This window comes from Halopseudomonas sp., from assembly GCF_041579695.1.
In the GTDB taxonomy this organism is placed as follows: Bacteria; Pseudomonadota; Gammaproteobacteria; order Pseudomonadales; family Pseudomonadaceae; genus Halopseudomonas.
The window spans coordinates 1-18724 of sequence record NZ_JBFGFI010000039.1 but is presented as its reverse complement, the minus strand read 5'-3'; the positions used below and the strand labels follow the sequence as shown (position 1 = coordinate 18724).

Genomic DNA, 18724 nt, shown 5'->3' with positions numbered 1-18724 from the left:
GCACCACCCCCTTTACGATTTGCCACCATGCTGCCTGTGCAGGGACAGGGACGGCAAGGAGGTTGCCCGATGAAATCAGGTAGTGCCGAGCGCAAACCAACCGAGCTGGCGCCGCCGGTCCGTTCGCTGCGCATTCTTACCGTCAATACACACAAGGGTTTTACCTGGCTGAATCGCCGATTCATTCTGCCAGAGCTGCGCGATGCTGTTCGCACCCTGTCCTCGGACGTGGTCTTTCTGCAGGAAGTCCTCGGGGAGAACCTCAAACATGGCCTGCGCTACGCAAACTGGTCCTCGGTGCCGCAATACGAGTTTCTTGCCGACACCATGTGGCCCGACTTTGCCTATGGGCGTAATGCGGTCTATCCGCACGGGCACCACGGCAATGCGCTGTTGTCCAAGTTTCCGATCCTGCGCTACGAGAATCTTGACGTAAGCGTGAGCGGGACCGAGGAACGCGGCCTGCTACATGCCGTCCTGGATGTCCCGGGACACAAGGGAGTACATGCGATCTGCGTACACCTGGGGCTGCGCGAGCACCACCGTGAGCAACAGCTTGGCCTGCTGTGTGATGTAGTGAACCGGTTACCCAAAGGCGCTCCGGTAATTGTTGCCGGCGATTTCAATGACTGGCGTCAGCGCGCCGACGAGCATCTGGCCCAATGCGGGATGCATGAAGTCTTCGTCGACGAGTTCGGCGCGCCAGCCAAGAGTTTTCCTGCCCGCTGGCCAGTGCTGTGTCTGGATAGGATCTATGTTCGCAACGCAACCTTCCAGCACCCGGAGGTTCTGTCCAAACGTCCATGGTCGCACCTGTCCGACCATGCTCCCCTGGCGGTCGAGGTACATCTATGAACCCCAAATGGCGTGACGGCAATCAGGTAGAACTGCTGATCAATGGAGAAGAGTACTTTCCTGCCGTGTTCGAGCGGATCAACGCCGCTAAAGAAGAGATACTGCTGGAAACCTTCATCCTCTTCGACGACAAGGTCGGACGAGAGCTCCAGCACGCGTTGATCCAAGCCGCCGGGCGCGGCGTGCATATTGAAGTGCTGGTGGATGGCTACGGTACCGCCGATCTGGGTATATCGTTTGTCTGGGAAATGGTCTCGGCAGGCATCAACATTCACATGTTCGACCCACACCCAAAGTTACTTGGGTTTCGTACCAATCTTTTTCGCCGACTGCACCGCAAGATTGTGGTGATCGACTGCCAGGATGCATTCGTTGGTGGAATAAACTTTGGGGCCGACCACCTTGCCGACTACGGTCCGATGGCCAAACAGGATTATGCCGTTCAGGTGCGCGGGCCAATAGTGGCTGATATCCATCGCGCCAGCATGGATCTTTTCCGCAAGACACAAAGCAGAATGCACAACCGGCCCGACGCCACCGAGCAGAAGGTCCAGCGTCATTCCGGAAGCGCTAGCATGCTGCTGTCGATTCGCGACAACGACAGCCACCTGCGCGACATTGAGATACAGTACATGCGTGCCATCCGCTCGGCAGACCATCGCCTGATGATCGCCAATGCCTATTTCTTTCCGGGTTACCGGCTTATCCGCGAGTTACGCAATGCCGCCAGACGCGGAGTCGATGTGGTGCTTATCCTCCAGGGCCTGCCGGATATGCGCTGGGCACAGATTGCCAGCCAGTTCCTCTATGGTTACCTGCTGCACTCAGGCATAAGAGTCTACGAATATTGCGAGCGCCCACTGCATGGCAAGGTCGCGCTGGTTGATCGCGAGTGGTGCACTGTTGGTTCGAGCAACCTGGACCCGCTGAGCCTATCGCTCAACCTGGAAGCAAATCTGATGATCCGTGATCATGCGCTCAATCAGCAGCTCTTTGAGCACCTGGAGGGGCTAGCCGAGGCAAAGTGCAACGAAATCACCTTGGAACAGGTGAATCGCGGCGCCTGGTGGAAGACGCCGCTGAGCGTGGCCTGTTTTCACCTCCTGCGTCACTTTCCGGCCATGGCCGGCATGTTGCCAGCACATACGCCGCGCCTGGAACAACTCAAGCCCGTTGCAGAAGACACAGAAATCCTGGACTACAAGCAAGACAAGACCATATGAGCACATCGGCCGCACCCGAGGAACACAAGCCGTCCAGGACCAAATGGTTCTGGATCAAGCGGGTATCGACCATTGCTTTCTTTATCCTGATTCCTGCCCTGCTGTACTTCCAGGCACGCAATATTGACTGGCAGGAAGTCAGCCAGACGCTGCGCAACTATCCCGATAGCATATTGCTGACAGGTGCCGCCATTGCTCTGGTCAGCTATCTGGTCTATTGCGGCTTAGACCTGCTTGGCCGTTTCTATACCGGTCACAAGCTGCCGGTGCGCCAGGTGATCCCGGTCACCTTCGTCTGCTACGCATTCAACCTCAATATGGGCGCGCTCGTCGGTGGCGTGGCGTTGCGTTATCGCCTCTATAGCAGGCTGGGTCTGGAGGTACCTACCATCACCCGTGTGCTGACGCTGAGTATGATTACCAACTGGCTGGGCTATATCATTCTTGCCGGGGGCATATTCACACTGGGCCTGATCACTCTGCCTGATCAATGGGAAATCGGCGCTACCGGTTTGCGCCTGATCGGCATCGGCCTGCTTATTGCGGCAGCCGCCTACCTGCTGGCCTGCGGTCTATCGAAAAGAAGGGCATGGCACTGGCGTGGCCATGAGGTTTTGCTGCCCCCGATACGTATGGCATTGATCCAGGCTGGCCTGGGGGCACTGAACTGGTCACTGATGGCACTGCTGATTCACCTGCTGATGCCTGAGGGGGCGTACTACCCCACGATTCTGGGTATATTGATGATCAGCAGCATCGCCGGCGTAATCACGCATATCCCCGCGGGCCTGGGCGTTATCGAGGTGGTATTCATTACCCTTTTACAGCACGAGTTCGCCAAGAGTGACCTGCTTGCGGCTCTGATTGCCTACCGCGCGCTGTACTTCATATTCCCGCTGGCAATTGCCAGCGTCGTCTTTCTCATTCTGGAAAAACGTTCCGAGGCGCTGCACAGCAATCAGTAAGCTGTTGCATGAGCGCTTACTGCGCATGGCAGATCAGCCTGCAGGTTTGAGAATCAGTGTTGCCAGCGGCGGCAGGTCCAGCATCAGCGACTGCAACTTGCCGTGCGCCTCTTTCTCCTCCGCCGCGATACGCCCGTGGGTCCCTGCTGCTGATCCCTGATAGCGCTCGGCGTCACTGTTGAGCAGAACCTCCCAGTCACCAGCAACCGGCACACCTACGCGATAACTGCCGCGCGGCGTCGGCGTGAAATTATGCACCACCAGCAGTGGCTGCGTTTCTTCCTCGCCCTTGCGTAGCCAGGCGAACACGCTGTTGGTCCAGTCATCACCGATCAACCATTCGAACCCGGCCTCGCTCTCGTCCAGCTGATGCAGCGCGAGCTCCTGCCGGTAAATTGCGTTCAGATCCTGCAGCAATGTCTTGAGCCCCTGGTGTTCTGCGTACTGCAACAGGTACCAGTCAAGCTGCGCGTCGTGATTCCATTCGCGCCACTGGCCGAACTCACAGCCCATAAACAGCAACTTCTTGCCCGGATGGCTCCACATAAAGCTGAAATACAGTCGCAGATTGGCAAACTTCTGCCAGCGATCACCCGGCATCTTGTCGAGCAGGGATTTTTTTCCATGCACCACCTCGTCGTGGGAAATGGGCAGCATGAAATGCTCTGAGAACGCATAGAGCAGGCCAAAGGTAAGTTCGTGATGGTGATGGCTGCGATACATCGGATCCTGGCTGACATAACTGAGGCTGTCGTGCATCCAGCCCATGTTCCACTTGAAATCGAAACCCAGGCCGCCTTCGCGCGTCGGACGACTGACCCCCGGCCAGGCCGTGGATTCCTCCGCAATCATGAGGGCGCCAGGCACATCGCTGCCAACCACATCATTCAGATGGCGCAGAAAGTCGATCGCCTCCAGGTTTTCGCGTCCGCCATGCCGGTTGGGTATCCACTCGCCTGCCTTGCGCGAATAATCCCGGTAAAGCATCGAAGCAACCGCATCCACCCGGAGCCCGTCTACGTGATAGGTCTTGAACCAGTGCAGGGCCGAAGCAATCATGAATCCGTGAACCTCGTTACGCCCCAGGTTATAGATGCACGTGTTCCAGTCCTGATGGTAGCCCTCGAAGGGATGCTCGTACTCGTAAAGAGCAGTGTCGTCGAAGCGCGCCAGTCCGTGCTCGTCATTGGGAAAATGCGCTGGCACCCAGTCAAGAATCACTCCGATCCCGGCCTGGTGGCAGGCATCGACAAAACCGGCAAAATCATGGGGTGAGCCATAGCGTGCGGTGGGTGCGAACTGCGAAAGCGGCTGATAGCCCCAGGATCCGCCGAAGGGATGTTCCATGATCGGCAGTAGTTCGATATGACTGAAACCCAGCTCCTGCACATAGGGAATCAGTTCTGCGGCCAGCTCCTGCCAGTTCATCTGCACGCCTTCCGCAGACTCGTCATCGGCGCGGTGCCGCCAGGAGCCAGCGTGCAGCTCATAGATCGACAGGGGCTCCTTGTGCGGGCGCGCGGTATTGCGACGCTGCATCCAGTCGTCGTCATGCCACTTGAATCTCAATGGCGAGGCGACGACCGATCCGGTTTCCGGCGGCATCTGGGCGGCCAGTGCAATCGGATCGGCGCGCAGCGGCAGCAGACCGTGCTGTCCGAGAATCTCGTATTTGTACACCTCACCGGGCCCCAGTCTGGGAATGAATATCTCCCAGACGCCGGCCGGCTGGTGCAGACGCATCGGATGCCTGCGGCCATCCCAGCTGTTGAACGAACCGACCACCGAGACTCGCCGGGCATTGGGCGCCCAGACGGAGAAGCGCACGCCACTGACACCATCGACTTCGGTTAACTGCGCACCGAAGACGTTGCCTAGCTCGCGGTGGTTGCCTTCGCTGAACAGATAGATATCCATCTCACCCAGTTGCGGACCGAAAGCGTAGGGATCCTCTGTCTCCTGCACGCCGCCCGGCCAGTGGATACGCAGCAGATACCGGCGTGGTTCAGGCAGACCAAGACTGAACAGCCCGGCGGCTCCACCGCTGTGCATTTCGCCAATCAACTCGCCATTCTCGGCATCCATCAGCTCGACACCCAATGCACCGGGCTGATAGGTGCGGACTACCGTTGCGCCACCCTCTTTATGCGGTCCCAGCAAGGCAAATGGATCGCCGTGTTCGGCTCTCTCCAGTGCCTCGATCGCAGCCTGTTGGTCATTACTGTTCATCAGGTTGATTCTCCAGGTAGGCACGGCTCAGTTCCACCAGCCCGTGCAGCGGCACATTCAGCCAGTCCGGACGATGGTGAGCTTCGTAAAGAATTTCGTAGGCAGCCTTTTCGATACTGAACAACCCCAGTGCGGCATTCTCACCGTCCCGATCGACCCACGCATGGGGCACATCCGCAGCGGCCATTCGGTAGGCCTCCATGAATGCGGCACGGGTCTGCTTGAGGTAGGCCGTCGCTATGGTCAGTCGCGCCTTCTCTGCCTCGGCAGAGACATCGGTGCTGTGCACATCACGAATAACCAATGCCGCCGCATAATCAAACGATCGCAGCATGCCGCTGACATCTTTCATCGGGCTGTGACGGCTCCGTCGCTCAGCCAGGGTGCGAGCCGGCTCGCCTTCGAAGTCGATGAAGAAGGCATCGCCCTTGACCACCAGCACCTGGCCCAGATGCAGATCACCATGCACGCGGATGCGGATACCGCCTTCACTCTTATGCGCCAGGCGGTCAACCAGCTCAAGCACCTCCTGGCGATGGTCAATCAACCAGTCAAGGTCGGGCTCAGCTGCGGCCGGTAAACGATCGCACAGCTTGAGCGCCTCATCCATGGCCTGGTGTACTTGCTCAGAGATACTCTGGGCCCATGCAGCGGTATCTTCGCGACGGCTGGATACATGGCTAAAGTCGGGATTGTCTGACTGCATCGCAAGCATACGGTGCATCTCGCCCAGCCGCTGGCCAAGCATCGCGGCAAAGTTCGCCAATTCGGCCAGCGCGGTGTATTGGCTTTCCATTGTCGAAAGGCCACCGGCCAGCTCGTCACGTACCGCCCGGCTCAGTGTATCCTGAGTCCAGTGCCAGGCATCGCCTTGGCTGCTCATGTAACCCTGCAACACCATCAGCGTGTGCGGCTCGCCACCTTCGCCAACCCGACGGACTTCGCCCAGTAACGGGGCGATGTTGGCAAAACCAGCCTCGGTGAGATACCCCCCCATTTCGGCTTCCGGATGTATGCCCGGCATCACCCGACGAATCACCTTCAGCATCATCCGCTCGCCGATGATCAGCGAGCTGTTTGATTGCTCGGCCGAACTCAGATGGATCTCCTCGCCGGGGACTTCCTCAACATCCTGCAGCCGCGGGGCGGGCAGGAACTGGATTTCCTGTTTATCGTCCTTCATTACCTCCCCACTGCGCAGCTTGCCCAGCACGCCGCGGGTAAAGCGGTCCAGCACAACCGCATCAGTCAACAGGCCAACCCGATCGAAGCGACGCAAGCGGGCCATGGCCAGTAATGCAGCCTGGCCGGTGCCGCTGCTTGCTTCCTGCTCATCGATAAAACCCATCGGCAACTGGTAGAGGTCAGTGTGACCGTGATGCTCAACCTTGATCTCACTGAGTACGGTCATCTCCGCAGCGGAACCGAATGGAATCGCATACAGCATTTCGACCCTGGGCGAATCTGCTGCCTGCCCCGCGAACCAGCGACGGTGGGTCAGATAATCCGGCAAGGATTCCCGCTCGAGGATATGACGACAGGAGTCGGTCATCAATTCACCCAGATTGCGCTTGACCACCACTGTGCGCAGTTCTGGCATGGGCTCCAGCGCCGGTAAACGCCAGGATGGCATCTGCGCTTCCTCGGCTAGCAGGAACCAGAAAAAACCATAGGGCGGCAGCGTCAGCAGGTAATTGAGCTTGCCGATGGGCGGAAAGGATGTGCCTCCGACCATCTCGACCGGAACAGTGTCTTCGTATGCCGCCAGCTCCAGCTCGGCCGCCTGGGCCGAGCGCGACAGGTTGGCCACACACAGGATCGTTTCCTTGTGACCATCCTCGCCCTGATATTCACGCACATAGGCAATGATCCGACGATTGGCTGGAGCTAGCATTTTCAGCGTGCCGCGGCCAAAGGCTTTCTGCTGCTTGCGCACCGCCAGCATCCGGCGCGTCCAGTTGAGCAGCGAATGTGTATCGCGCAACTGGGACTCGACGTTGATGGTCTGGAACCCATAAAGCGGGTCCATCACCGGGGGCAGCACCAGACTGGCAGGATCGGCCTTGGAAAAGCCACCGTTGCGGTCAATGGACCACTGCATGGGCGTACGCACGCCGTCCCGGTCGCCGAGGAAGATATTGTCACCCATGCCGATCTCGTCGCCGTAATAGAGCGTCGGCGTACCCGGCATGGAAAGCAGCAGGCTGTTGAGCAGTTCAACCCGCCTGCGATCACGCTCCACCAGCGGCGCGAGACGACGACGGATACCGAGATTGATGCGCGCGCGACGGTCCGCGGCATAATAGTTCCAGAGATAATCGCGCTCGCGGTCAGTCACCATTTCGAGAGTCAGCTCGTCGTGGTTGCGCAGAAAAATAGCCCACTGGCAACTCGCGGGGATGTCTGGCGTCTGGCGCAGGATGTCAGTAATCGGAAAGCGGTCTTCCTGGGCGATGGCCATGTACATGCGCGGCATCAGAGGGAAGTGAAATGCCATATGGCATTCGTCACCCTCACCGAAGTACATCTGGGTATCTTCCGGCCACTGGTTGGCTTCGGCCAGCAGCATCTTGTCGGGATAATGCGCGTCCACCTCGGCGCGGATCTTCTTCAGCACCACGTGGGTTTCTGGCAGGTTCTCGTTGTTGGTGCCGTCGCGCTCGATCAGATACGGAATCGCGTCCAGACGTAATCCGTCAACGCCCATGTCGAGCCAGTAACGCATTACGCTCAAGACCGCCTTGAGCACTTGGGGGTTGTCGAAGTTCAGATCCGGCTGGTGGGAGTAGAAGCGGTGCCAGAAGTATTGCTTGGCCACCGGATCCCAGGTCCAGTTGGACTTCTCGGTATCCAGGAAGATGATCCGCGTACCCTGATATTTATCATCGGTGTCGGACCAAACATAGAAATCTCTGGCCTTGGAGCCCTTTTTCGCATTCCGCGCTTTCTGGAACCAGGGATGCTGATCCGATGTGTGATTAATCACCAGTTCGGTAATGACCCGCAGGCCACGCCTATGCGCCTCGGCAATGAATTTGCGGGCGTCGCTCATCGTGCCGTAATCGGGATGTACGCCTCGATAGGCGGCAATATCGTAGCCGTCATCGCGCCGCGGTGAGGGATAAAAGGGTAGTAGCCAGATGGTGTTGACGCCCAGATCGGCTATGTAATCCAGCTTCTGAATAAGTCCGGCAAAGTCGCCGATACCGTCATTGTTCGCGTCGAAAAAGGATTTGACGTGTACCTGATAGATCACCGCATCCTTGTACCAGTTCGGGTCGTTGAGAAAGGTGATCGTCTCGTCTTCACTCTTGTTCATTACATTGCTCCCTCATGCTACCGGACGGATGCGCCAGATGCCGAATGGCATGTGCCATGGCTCGATACGCATCCATTGGGTCTTTCCGTACCAGGTCCAGGTGTGCCCCGTCATCAGATCTTCACCATGCATATGGGCATCGTCGGGTAGGCCGAACTCCCACAGCGGCAGGTCGAAATGCGCCTCTTGTGCGTTATGTGGGTCGAGGCTGATCGCGACCAATATGAAATTGGACAGATCTTTAGTGCGCTTGCCGAAGTACAGAATGTTGTCGTTCCAGGCGGTGTATCCCTGGAAGCCAAGATGCGTCTGCAGGCCCGGGTTCTGCCGGCGGATCAGATTCAGTCGGCTGATTTCGGCGACGATATTCCCCGGGGCGTTGAAGTCGCGCGGGCGAATCTCGTACTTTTCCGAATCCAGGTATTCTTCTTTGCCCGGCACCGGCGCCGATTCGCAGATCTCGAAGCCTGAGTACATACCCCACAAGCCAGACCCCATGGTCGCCAGCGCCGCGCGAATCAGAAAACCCGGGCGGCCTGAGTGGTGCAGAAATTGTGGATTGATATCCGGAGTGTTGACGAAAAAGTTAGGCCGGTAACAATCACGCCAGGGCGGCTGGTTGAGCTCGGTGAAATAGCTCTCGAGCTCGTATTTGGTATTGCGCCAAGTGAAGTAGGTATAGCTCTGGCTGTAGCCAACCTTGCCCAGGCGAGCCATCATTGCGGGCTTGGTGAATGCCTCGGCGAGAAAGATCACTTCGGGATGATCCTTGCGTATGTCCGCGATCAACCACTCCCAGAATGGCAGCGGCTTGGTATGCGGATTGTCGACGCGAAACAGGGTTACGCCCCGCTCTACCCAGCCAAGTACCACGTCGCGCAGTGCCAGCCAAAGATCCGGCACTGCATCCTTCTGGTAGAAATCAACATTGACGATGTCTTCATACTTTTTCGGCGGGTTCTCGGCATGCCGAATGGAGCCATCCGGCCGCCAGCTGAACCAGCCGGGATGCTCCTCGATCCAGGGATGATCGGGAGAACACTGGATCGCGAAGTCCAGCGCAATCTCCAGCCCGTGCGCCCGGGACTGACGCACAAGCTCAAGGAAGTCATCGAGGCTGCCAAGTTCTGGATGGATCGCCTCGTGGCCACCTTCAGGGCTACCGATCGCATAGGGGCTGCCCGGATCACTCTCGCTGGCAATCAGCGAGTTGTTTGGTCCCTTGCGATGCGTGCGGCCAATGGGATGGATCGGTGGAAAGTACAGTACATCGAAACCCATCCGGCTGATTTCCGGCAGCCTGCCCATTACATCGCGGAAGGTACCGTGACGCGAGGAGTCGGAGGTCACCGAACGGGGGAACAGCTCATACCAGCTGGCGAACTGTGCCAATTGGCGCTCCACCTCCAGCGGATAGCTCCGGCTGATTTGATGATGCGAGCGGATGCCCGCCTCGCGCATGGAGGCGAGGGTCTCGGGAGCCAGGAAGAAAGCCAGTCGCTGGTCAAGCGCGTGAGCCTCGTCCATCTGCGTAATCAGTTGCTCCAGCACCACGGCGTATTCGGGCTGTGCTGCCTGCGCGGCGTCACGTATCAGCTGTTCGCCCTCCTGCAGTTCCAGCGTTATCGGGACGCCCGCGCGGTATTTCTTTTCGAGTTCGTCATAGAAGCTGGCGTACAGATCACGCCAGGCCTCAATCGCGTAGAGTATCTTGCCTGGCTGCTCGGGCCGGATCGGCGCCTGCCAGTGATCATTGCCGAGAAATTCCATCGGTACTGCATGCCAGGTCTCGTCGTTCAGCCGCCGCCAGCGCAGGTTCACCGCCAGCTTGTCGTGGCCATCGGTGAACACCACTGCACTCACCATGGTCCTCTGGCCTTCGACCCCCTTGGCCGCAAACCGGCCTTCTTCCAGGACCGGCGCTACCGACTCTATTGCAATCCGCGGGTACGTTACCGCGTCTTCCACCGACAGCCCGAGCGCCGGGTATTCGCTGTGATTATTCGAACGTGACAAGGACATTAATGACTCCCTGGAAAAACAGGATGGAGATAGGTTAAGCGTGGCCCCGATACTAAAAAGAGGACTGATACAAGCGCCTCTAGTTCAACGAAAATCCGTATCTGAAAGCCTTTTGCGCTTACGATGCACCGCATTTCTTGTCATGCTTGCCCGTCTGAAAAAGGGCCCAGGCATATTGCCGGGCATCCCGGCGGCGCTTCAAAGCGCGTTCACAAGCAGTAAGGATTGATGCAATGGAGTATCTGGACTGGGTGCAGTGGCCCGCCATGGCAGTAACGGTCGCGGCAGCCTGGCTGGTCGGCTCCCGACTGAAACATCGACGCGAAATAGGCTTCTGGGTTTTCCTGACCAGCAATGTGCTATGGGTCATCTGGGGTCTTTATGCCGACGCCTGGGCGTTGATCATCCTGCAGCTGGCACTGGCAGGAATGAACATTCGTGGCATGGTGAAAAACTGGTAGTAAGCAGACCTCAGCCGTTGACTACCTTACCGCCGTTAACGTGCAGCACCTGGCCACAGACATAGGCCGAGTCGGTACCTGCCAGATACACATAGGCCGGGGCCACATCAGCTGCACCTTGTCGATCAACTCCTGGCAAACCTGCCGCGGGGCTATATCTCCGGCGTGACTGATTACGTCGCCGCCGCGCCGCTTTATCTCCTCGCAGGTGAGCCGAGCATCCTCATGTTCGTCCAGGTACGCGATCATCACTCATATTGAGGCCTCCTGGTGAACTGGCTGTTTCATCAGGGACCCTTGCTACCGGCCTGAGGTTCCATCTGAACCGCAACCGTTCGCCACCGGCGCTGATTGCACCGCATGACGCGTGCAATTGCGCCGTTCGTCGGCAATCCGGAATTATCCGCTCGACTCCAGTGTCAATTACTTCATGGTACGTATGGAGTTGCATCATGACCGAACCGAACCCCAATCTGGATCGCGGCAGTACTCCCCAAGGCGTTGAGACCTTCGATCATTCGTCTTGTTTCGACACGTCAAACTTCAAGACCTCGACCGAATCAAGACCCAACGGCGACCTGGTCCTGATCGTCGAGTCCACGCTTTACGGTATATTCAAGCGAGTTGTACCCAAGGATCTGAAAGATCCGGCGGAATTCGTTAACCGCGTAAAGCTCGACCTGTTGATACAGAACGGTGAACTGCCACGCACTGAAATTCTGCAGGCTGCACGCAAGGACCGCATTCCTACCTACACCCTGGGCAAGCTGCACAAGACCCGCTATGCGAGCCTTTGGGAGGATCGCAAGATCCACAAGGGCAAGCCTCCCGCGTAGTAAACCCTCAGGGCCAGACGGCAGGATGTTGATGGAAAAACAATGGAATTGAACTGGAGCCAGTTGCTGGCATTGACAGAGCTGCGTGTGCTCTTGCTGGCCAGTTGTGCCGTCATTGTGCTGGTAGTCGCTGCCAGGATCCTGTGCAAACTGGCGATCCGGATAACGTCGCGCCTGCCATTCGTCAGCCAGGTGGTGCTCAACCTTTGTCCACCGTTCACGTTTTTCCTGCCGCTACTCGGCCTGCAGGGCGTATGGGCTGCGGCGCCGGAGGACACGCTGTTCATCAATGGAATCCAGCACTTCAACGGGCTGGCGATTATTGGCGTCGTGACGTGGATGGGTATCAGTGCAGTACAGGCGTTCCAGCAAGCCATAGAGCGGCACAACCCAACCGATGTCAGAAACAACCTGCGGGCGCGCCGCATCCATACCCAGACCCAGCTGCTGGTCCGAACGCTGAGTTTCTTCGTTCTGCTGTTCGGGCTCTCCATCATGCTGATGACCTTTCCAGCGGTGCGACAAATAGGCGCCGGCCTGATGGCTTCCGCTGGCGTTGCCGGGCTGGCGGTGGGCTTCGCGGCAAAGCCTGTACTGGGGAATATCATCGCGGGCCTGCAGATAGCCGTAACACAGCCGATCCGGCTGGACGATGTGGTTATTGTTGAAAACGAATGGGGCCGCATAGAGGAAATAACCGGCACCTACGTGGTAATCCGCATATGGGATGAGCGCCGGCTGATCGTGCCCCTGCAGTACTTTATCGAACAGCCGTTCCAGAACTGGACACGCGAAACAGCGAGTATCATCGGCTCGGTGTATTTCTGGGTTGATTATTCGATGCCCCTGGAACCGTTGCGCGCGGAGCTCGACCGGCTGCTGGAAAAGGCGCCTGAGCTATGGGACGGCCGCGTCAAGGTTTTGCAGGTGACCGACACCACCGACAAGGTTATCCAATTGCGTGCACTGGCCAGCGCCTTTGACGCGCCTTCTGCCTGGGACCTGCGCTGTTATCTGCGCGAAAATCTGGTCGGTTTCATGCAGCGCGAATACCCCGGAAATCTGCCGCACCTGAGGATAGCGGATGTGACTCGGTCAGATTGACTCGGTCAGACTACTCGGTCCCTTCTCAAGGCTTCTCCGCATTCAGTGCCTCCCACATCTGCGCGGTAATGCGCTGTCGGTTCGAATAACCCTCCCAGGGATCGTTTTTCAATCCATCCAGACGCTCATGCAGGTTGCTGACGGACCATTGCGCTGCACTTTGCAGCTGTTCCAGTTCGTCCCGAGCGACCGGCACCGAGACTGGCAAACCCTGACGCGCACGCACCGAATAGGCGGCGACCGTACTCGCGCCACGGTGGTTGCGCAGGTAATCGGTGAATATCTTGCCTACGCGATTCTCAGGTCCCATTTTCGCCGTGAAACGATCGGGCAGATGGGCTGCCATATGCTCGGCAATGGCTCTGGCGAAAGCTTTCACTTCATCCCATCCGGCATAGCGCGCCAGCGGAATGATGATATGGGTGCCCCTGCCGCCGCTGGTCTTGATCCGGCTGTCCAGGCCAAGCTCGTCGAGCAGCGAAAGCACCAGCTGTGTCGCCTCGATCATGCGCTGCCAGGGCAGCTGCGGATCAGGATCCATATCCAGAATCAGCCGGTCAGGCCTTTCGATCCGATCAGTGCTGGAGCCCCAGGTATGGAACTCGATAGAGCCCATCTGCACCGCACCAATCAGCGCCTTGCGCGAGTCGATTTGCATCAGGCTCGGATGCCCGGGATCGAGCGCTTCGTCAAGGTAGCGGATATCGGGTATCGCCAGATGCTGGGCATGTTTCTGGAAGAACTTGTCGCCATCTATTCCTTCAGGAGCGCGCAAAAGCGAGACCGGTCTGCCGGCTAGCTGCGGGAGGATCCTGTCGGCAATCCGATCGTAGAAAGCCGCGAGCTCCCACTTGCTAGTGCCACTTTGACTATCGATGATCCGCTGTCCACTGCTGATTCTGACTCCCGCTACCGATTCGCTCTTTTTGCCTGCAGCGCTGCGGGGCGCAGACCCGGTTTCATGTTTCTTCTCTCGCTTGCCTGTGGGCAGCGCCTGCGGCGGTGCCGGTCGTTCGCGCACTATATCCTCTGGCGCCTTGTCGCTGCGCAGAGAGATGAACGCGCCCTGCCGAAGGAGTTCTTCCTTGGTCCACTCGGCAAATTCGACCTCGCAGACCAGCTCCGGCTTGACCCAATGCACCTCAGCGGCGCCCCCCAGCCCCCGGCTTTCGGCGAGAGGCCTGGTCTTGCGCTCGAGCTTGCGCAGCTTCTCGTGCAGTGCGCGCAGCTCTGCATTGGTGAATCCCGTACCCACACGGCCGGCATAGCGCAGCTTGCCAGCGCCCTGCTCTGTATTGACTGCCAGCAGCAGCGCACCGAAACCGCTGCGGCTGCCCTTGGGTGGGGTATAACCAACAATCACGAACTCCTGGCGTAAACGACACTTGAGCTTGATCCAGTCGGGGCTGCGCCGGGAGACGTAAAGACTGCCCCTGCGTTTGCCAATCACGCCCTCCAGCGACATGGCGCAGGCGCTGGCATGAATGCTTCTGGCGTCGTCATCGAATACCGCGGAAAATCGCAAGGTGTCGTCGGGCGCCTCCTCCAGGGCCTGCTCCAGGGCCGCGCGCCGAACCTCGACCGGTTCTTCGCGCATATCCTTGCCATTGAGAAATGGCGCATCGAACAGGTAGTAAACGATCTGGGCGCTGCGCCCGGCATTAAAAGCGTTCTGCAGGTCCTGGAAATCAGGCAGCCCATCCTTGTTCAACACCACGACTTCCCCATCCAGCCAACTGTCGACCAGCCCAAGGGACTCTATGTCTTTAACCTGCTGCGGCAGCCGGGCAGTCCAGTCCTTGCCGTTGCGCGAGAACAGTCGCACCTTCCCGTTCTTAATCCGGGCAAGAATGCGGTAGCCATCAAATTTGATCTCGTACAACCAGTCTCCGGCGGGTGGTTCGCTGACCAAGGTGGCCAATTGCGGCGCAAAGAGATCGGGGATTTTGCGGGTCCGGGCTCCCGCCTTTTTGCTCCTCGCAGCGGGCACTGACGAACTGGCCGGCTTGCCGACGCGCGTGGTCGGTGCGGCAGCACCGGTGCGCTTGCATGTAGCGGGCTTGTCCCGGTCAACAGGGAGCAGATCGCCGCTCAGCACGCTTTCCGGTCTTGCACTGACCACATCGTATTCGTCATGGGCAGTGGCGCTTTCGTCCCGGCTCTTGATCAGCAGCCATTGCTCCTTGCCGCTGCTGCGCTTTGAGCTTATGCGTATCAGATTCCAGGAACCTGAGAGTTTTTCGCCATGCAGGATGAATTCCAGTTTGCCGGCCTCGTAGCCGGCCCGCGGGTCGCCTTCGGGTTCCCAGACGCCACGATCCCAAACGATCACATCGCCGCCACCATACTGCCCTTTCGGTATGTTGCCCTCGAAGTTGCGATACTCAAGAGGATGGTCTTCCACATGCACGGCCAGGCGCTTCTCGCTCGGGTCCAGACTAGGTCCCTTGGGTATTGCCCAGCTCTTCAGCGTGCCTTCGAGCTCAAGCCTGAAATCATAGTGCAGGCGGCTGGCAGCGTGCTTTTGCACGACAAACTCGCGATTTGCAGCCTTCCTGCGCGTGTTCGGGGACTTTCGCTCCGGCGGCTCGGAAGTTTTCCGGAAATCGCGTTTACGATTGTATTCGCTCTCTGCTGTGGCCATAGCGTGAAGATCCTCATGAGATCGCGATCACTTGCTCGAGCGTTTCGCCGGCTTTTGCGCCTCGGCTTCAGTTGTATCGGACTTGTCAGCCTTGTCCGAGCTGCGCGATGAGTCCTTGGGCATGACTACCGCAAGTCGTTGCCGGGTCCGCACCACCACGTTGGCAAGGGCTACCTTGTCGGTTTCGAGCAGAGCCTCGCGCAGCAACGCATAGACTTTCTAGCCGCGACGCCCCGGGCTCAGGTAGCAGGGTTTGTGGATATTCTCCATGGGGATTTCGCTGCTCTCGACAAATGCGAAGATATCGATCGTCTGGGTAGCCTCCGGATTTGCAGCCCTGACTTCCTCCTCACTGAGGACCACGTAGCGCCCCTTTTCCAGCTCCACGCCCTTGACGATATGCTCCTTGTTTACCTCCTTGCCGGTTACCTTGTTGATGCGCGTGTAGCCGACCGGATTCATCGTGCGCTCATCCAGCCAGTCAAAACTGAGCCGCTGCGATGAGGTCGCCGATATCAGTGACACGGGAATGTGCACCAGTCCAAAACTGATTGCGCCCTTCCAGATTGACCGAGCCATAGCCCTTACCCCGTTTGGTGTTCCGCATTTTCCTGCGTAATGACAGGGTGACCTGACCCATGCGCAAAAGTTTCAGTTTCAGGCGGCCGGCAGCCGTCCGCCATACGTAAAACACGGGAACCATTCGAGTGATCCAGGGCCGATATCCAGGATACCGGGCGAAAGCGAGCCATCGGAACATCGAGGTCGCGGGAGGCAGAGAGATGGGTGTGGGTGAAGACAACATTGCAACCGCCAGGGTAACCAAGGAGGGGGTCAGACTGGTGGCCATCGATCCCGCGACGGCGGAGCATGAGCTCAGGGTCCATACCATACTGGGTACACGCATCGCCGAGATGCTCGATTGCCGCTTCCAGGGTGTGGCGATTGACAAGGACCGCTCCGCCGAGCGCCTTTACCTGATTCCGGATTCGACTCTGGTCGGCAACCAGCAGCGCACGCTGGGCATCGCGTCTGAGGATGATTTTTTTGGCGGTAGCGTGCCCTTTCCGTTTGTCGCAACCAAGGTCATCAGCCATCCGCTGGTGAGCGAATCGGCGACAACACCACAGGGCTGGTCACGGAAGATGATGGAATCTGCCGACCAGGCCGTGCTTGCTGGTTTCAGCGCATTCAGTTTTGAGGACGCGCACTATGCAGGAACGCAGCTGTTGCTCGATGGCGCGGTCCGTATCAAACCGGCCACGGCGAAAGCGGGTCGCAGCCAGATTGTGGTCAGGACCGCGCAGCAACTGGATGATGCATTGCACAAGCTGGGAGCCGCAGAGCTTGGCACCCAGGGCGTTGTACTCGAGCGTGACCTGGAAAATGTGCTGACCTTAAGCGTCGGCCAGGTGCGGGTTGCCGGCATTATTGCCAGTTACTGCGGCAACCAGACCCAGACGCGTGACAATGATGGTGAATGGGTCTACGGCGGATCCGAGCTACTCGTGGGTGAGGCGACTACGATAGCCTGCTGCGCAATCCCCTCTCACAACAGGCCGTGCTCGCAGTGAAGCAGAGCCGGCTGTATGAGCATGCGGCATTACAAGCGTATCCAGAGATACTCGCCTCGCGGCGCAATTATGACGTGCTTCAGGGCACCGACGGACGCGGTCGCCTGTTGTCGGGCGTGCTCGAACAGTCATGGCGCATTGGCGGCGCCAGCAGTGCCGAGATTTATGCATTGGAGCTCCTTGCTCGCAACCCTCAGACCCAGCGGGTTCGTGCGGCCTCGATCGAACGCTACGGCCGTGGCGCACATCTGCCGCCGGACACCTGTCTACTGTTTCACGGCGAGGATCCGCAACTCGGCTATCTGACCAAGGGTGTGAGGGTGCTTGCCGATGACAACACACATTGAAGACATCCATCTTGATGTGGACGATGCCCGGATCGCCGGTATGATACTGCGGCCGCAAACCGAATTGCCGGGAATACTGTTCGTGCATGGCTGGGGTGGTAGTCAGCAGCGCGATCTGGGCCACGCGATGAAACTGGCAGGTCTTGGCTGTATTTGCCTGACTTTCGATCTGCGTGGTCACGAAGCCACCGACGCCCAGCGCCGAACTGTCAGTCGCGAACAGAATCTGGCTGATGTGGTCGCTGCCTACGACCGGCTGGCCGCCCACCCCGCGCTGGATCGCAGTAATATCGCAGTAATCGGAACCAGCTACGGCGGTTATCTCGCCACGCTTCTGTCGGCTTTACGCCCCGTGCGCTGGCTGGCTCTGCGGGTTCCGGCAATCTACCCCGACGGAAACTGGAACACCCCGAAACAGTTGCTTGATCGCGAAGCGCTGATGCGTTTGCGCCATCGCGTCTGCAAGCCCGACGAGAACCAAGCACTCACCGCCTGCGAGCAGTTCGATGGAGATGTTCTCCTAGTGGAATCGGAGCATGACCGCTTCGTGCCACATACCACCATCATGAACTATCGCAATGCTTTTGCGCTCGCTCGATCCATGACTCATCGCCTGATCGATGGTGCTGATCATGCCTTGTCCCGCGAAGAACATCTGGTCGCCTACGACTCAATACTAAACAGCTGGGTCAGCGAAATGGTCATTGGGTCGCGTACGAGTTTATAACGGCGGCTTCGCACACCCCATCGCATGATTGGAACTAAACACATTATCTTGGTTCCATCACGTTGCGCCTGATGAAATATCAGAGTTGATATACCCAGGTTATCGGCACTGCCGTAAAGAGCAGCGGAATGCCGAGAACAGCCGACATAACGAGGTGAACCGAATGAAACTTAAACACATCTTCTGCACCACTGCGCTCTCCATCGCTGTCGCTGCTGGGTCCTACGCGGCATTTGCCCAGAGCAATGAAGAATCACTAGATCCTGTTGATCGCCATGGCGGGCTTGAGGTCGAAATAACCGAAGCCGAGAATCAGGAGGCTGAAGCCAAGGCCGCGCCTGCCATGGCTGACAAGCATGACGGTGATGCCAAAATGAAGGACGACACAGGTAACGACGCAGAGCTCAACACCAACAAT

General features: G+C 58.3%; 12 protein-coding genes and 3 pseudogenes. 9 read left to right on the top strand and 6 right to left on the bottom strand.

Annotated features, from left to right (window positions below):
• The first annotated feature begins 69 nt into the window (after positions 1-69).
• The 3 genes from ABYA88_RS09515 to ABYA88_RS09505 are packed head-to-tail and all read left to right on the top strand — an operon-like array spanning position 70 to position 3043.
• The gene (locus ABYA88_RS09515) at positions 70-855 is read left to right on the top strand and encodes an endonuclease/exonuclease/phosphatase family protein (RefSeq protein ID WP_373186901.1); all 786 of its coding nucleotides are present in this window, start codon (positions 70-72) and stop codon (positions 853-855) included.
• Positions 852-2078 carry a cardiolipin synthase ClsB gene (clsB, locus tag ABYA88_RS09510; protein WP_373186900.1) on the top strand — a complete coding sequence of 409 codons (1227 nt, stop codon included), beginning with the start codon at positions 852-854 and terminating at the stop codon, positions 2076-2078. Before ABYA88_RS09515 ends, clsB begins: the two co-directional genes overlap by 4 nt.
• Positions 2075-3043 (top strand): lysylphosphatidylglycerol synthase domain-containing protein, encoded by a 969-nt coding sequence (locus tag ABYA88_RS09505; RefSeq protein WP_373186898.1) that lies wholly within the window; start codon positions 2075-2077, stop codon positions 3041-3043. The genes clsB and ABYA88_RS09505 overlap by 4 nt, the downstream gene beginning before the upstream one ends.
• Before the next feature lie 33 nt (positions 3044-3076).
• Here the strand turns inward: ABYA88_RS09505 and glgB are convergent, their stop codons facing one another.
• The 3 genes from glgB to ABYA88_RS09490 are packed head-to-tail and all read right to left on the bottom strand — an operon-like array spanning position 3077 to position 10613.
• Positions 3077-5272 (bottom strand): 1,4-alpha-glucan branching protein GlgB, encoded by a 2196-nt coding sequence (gene glgB / locus ABYA88_RS09500; protein ID WP_373186897.1) that lies wholly within the window; start codon positions 5270-5272, stop codon positions 3077-3079.
• Positions 5262-8591, bottom strand: coding sequence for a maltose alpha-D-glucosyltransferase (treS, locus tag ABYA88_RS09495; protein WP_373186896.1), 3330 nt, complete (start codon positions 8589-8591; stop codon positions 5262-5264). The genes glgB and treS overlap by 11 nt, the downstream gene beginning before the upstream one ends.
• Before the next feature lie 12 nt (positions 8592-8603).
• Entirely contained in the window at positions 8604-10613 is a 2010-nt protein-coding gene (locus ABYA88_RS09490; RefSeq protein WP_373186894.1) for an alpha-1,4-glucan--maltose-1-phosphate maltosyltransferase, read from the bottom strand.
• A 233-nt stretch (positions 10614-10846) separates the two neighbouring features.
• Here ABYA88_RS09490 and ABYA88_RS09485 point away from each other — a divergent pair, with 233 nt between their 5' ends.
• The gene (locus ABYA88_RS09485) at positions 10847-11074 is read left to right on the top strand and encodes a hypothetical protein (protein WP_373186892.1); all 228 of its coding nucleotides are present in this window, start codon (positions 10847-10849) and stop codon (positions 11072-11074) included.
• Positions 11075-11084: 10 nt separating this feature from the next.
• Here ABYA88_RS09485 and ABYA88_RS09480 read toward each other — a convergent pair.
• Positions 11085-11183: pseudogene (locus ABYA88_RS09480) on the bottom strand (NAD(P)-dependent oxidoreductase); the annotation flags it as partial.
• Positions 11184-11526: 343 nt separating this feature from the next.
• On the opposite strand from ABYA88_RS09480, the gene ABYA88_RS09475 reads away from it, so the two are divergent.
• Together ABYA88_RS09475 and ABYA88_RS09470 are read left to right on the top strand one after the other, a co-directional pair.
• Positions 11527-11910 (top strand): hypothetical protein, encoded by a 384-nt coding sequence (locus ABYA88_RS09475; RefSeq protein ID WP_373186891.1) that lies wholly within the window; start codon positions 11527-11529, stop codon positions 11908-11910.
• A 42-nt stretch (positions 11911-11952) separates the two neighbouring features.
• Positions 11953-13014 (top strand): mechanosensitive ion channel family protein, encoded by a 1062-nt coding sequence (locus ABYA88_RS09470; protein ID WP_373186889.1) that lies wholly within the window; start codon positions 11953-11955, stop codon positions 13012-13014.
• Positions 13015-13039: 25 nt separating this feature from the next.
• Here the strand turns inward: ABYA88_RS09470 and ligD are convergent, their stop codons facing one another.
• Both ligD and ABYA88_RS09460 read right to left on the bottom strand, forming a co-directional pair.
• On the bottom strand, positions 13040-15658 hold the full coding sequence (gene ligD / locus ABYA88_RS09465; protein ID WP_373186888.1) for a DNA ligase D: 2619 nt from the start codon (positions 15656-15658) through the stop codon (positions 13040-13042).
• A gap of 105 nt (positions 15659-15763) precedes the next feature.
• Positions 15764-16237 (bottom strand): annotated as a pseudogene (locus ABYA88_RS09460) (Ku protein); the annotation flags it as partial.
• A gap of 203 nt (positions 16238-16440) precedes the next feature.
• On the opposite strand from ABYA88_RS09460, the pseudogene ABYA88_RS09455 reads away from it, so the two are divergent.
• From ABYA88_RS09455 to ABYA88_RS09445, 3 genes and pseudogenes are all read left to right on the top strand, one after another.
• A pseudogene (locus tag ABYA88_RS09455) lies at positions 16441-17579 on the top strand (DUF3182 family protein).
• On the top strand, positions 17563-18306 hold the full coding sequence (locus ABYA88_RS09450; RefSeq protein ID WP_373186887.1) for an alpha/beta hydrolase family protein: 744 nt from the start codon (positions 17563-17565) through the stop codon (positions 18304-18306). The pseudogene ABYA88_RS09455 and the gene ABYA88_RS09450 overlap by 17 nt, the downstream one beginning before the upstream one ends.
• A gap of 163 nt (positions 18307-18469) precedes the next feature.
• Positions 18470-18724, top strand: a 255-nt coding sequence (locus tag ABYA88_RS09445; protein WP_373186885.1) for a hypothetical protein, incomplete at its 3' end; no start/stop codon positions are given.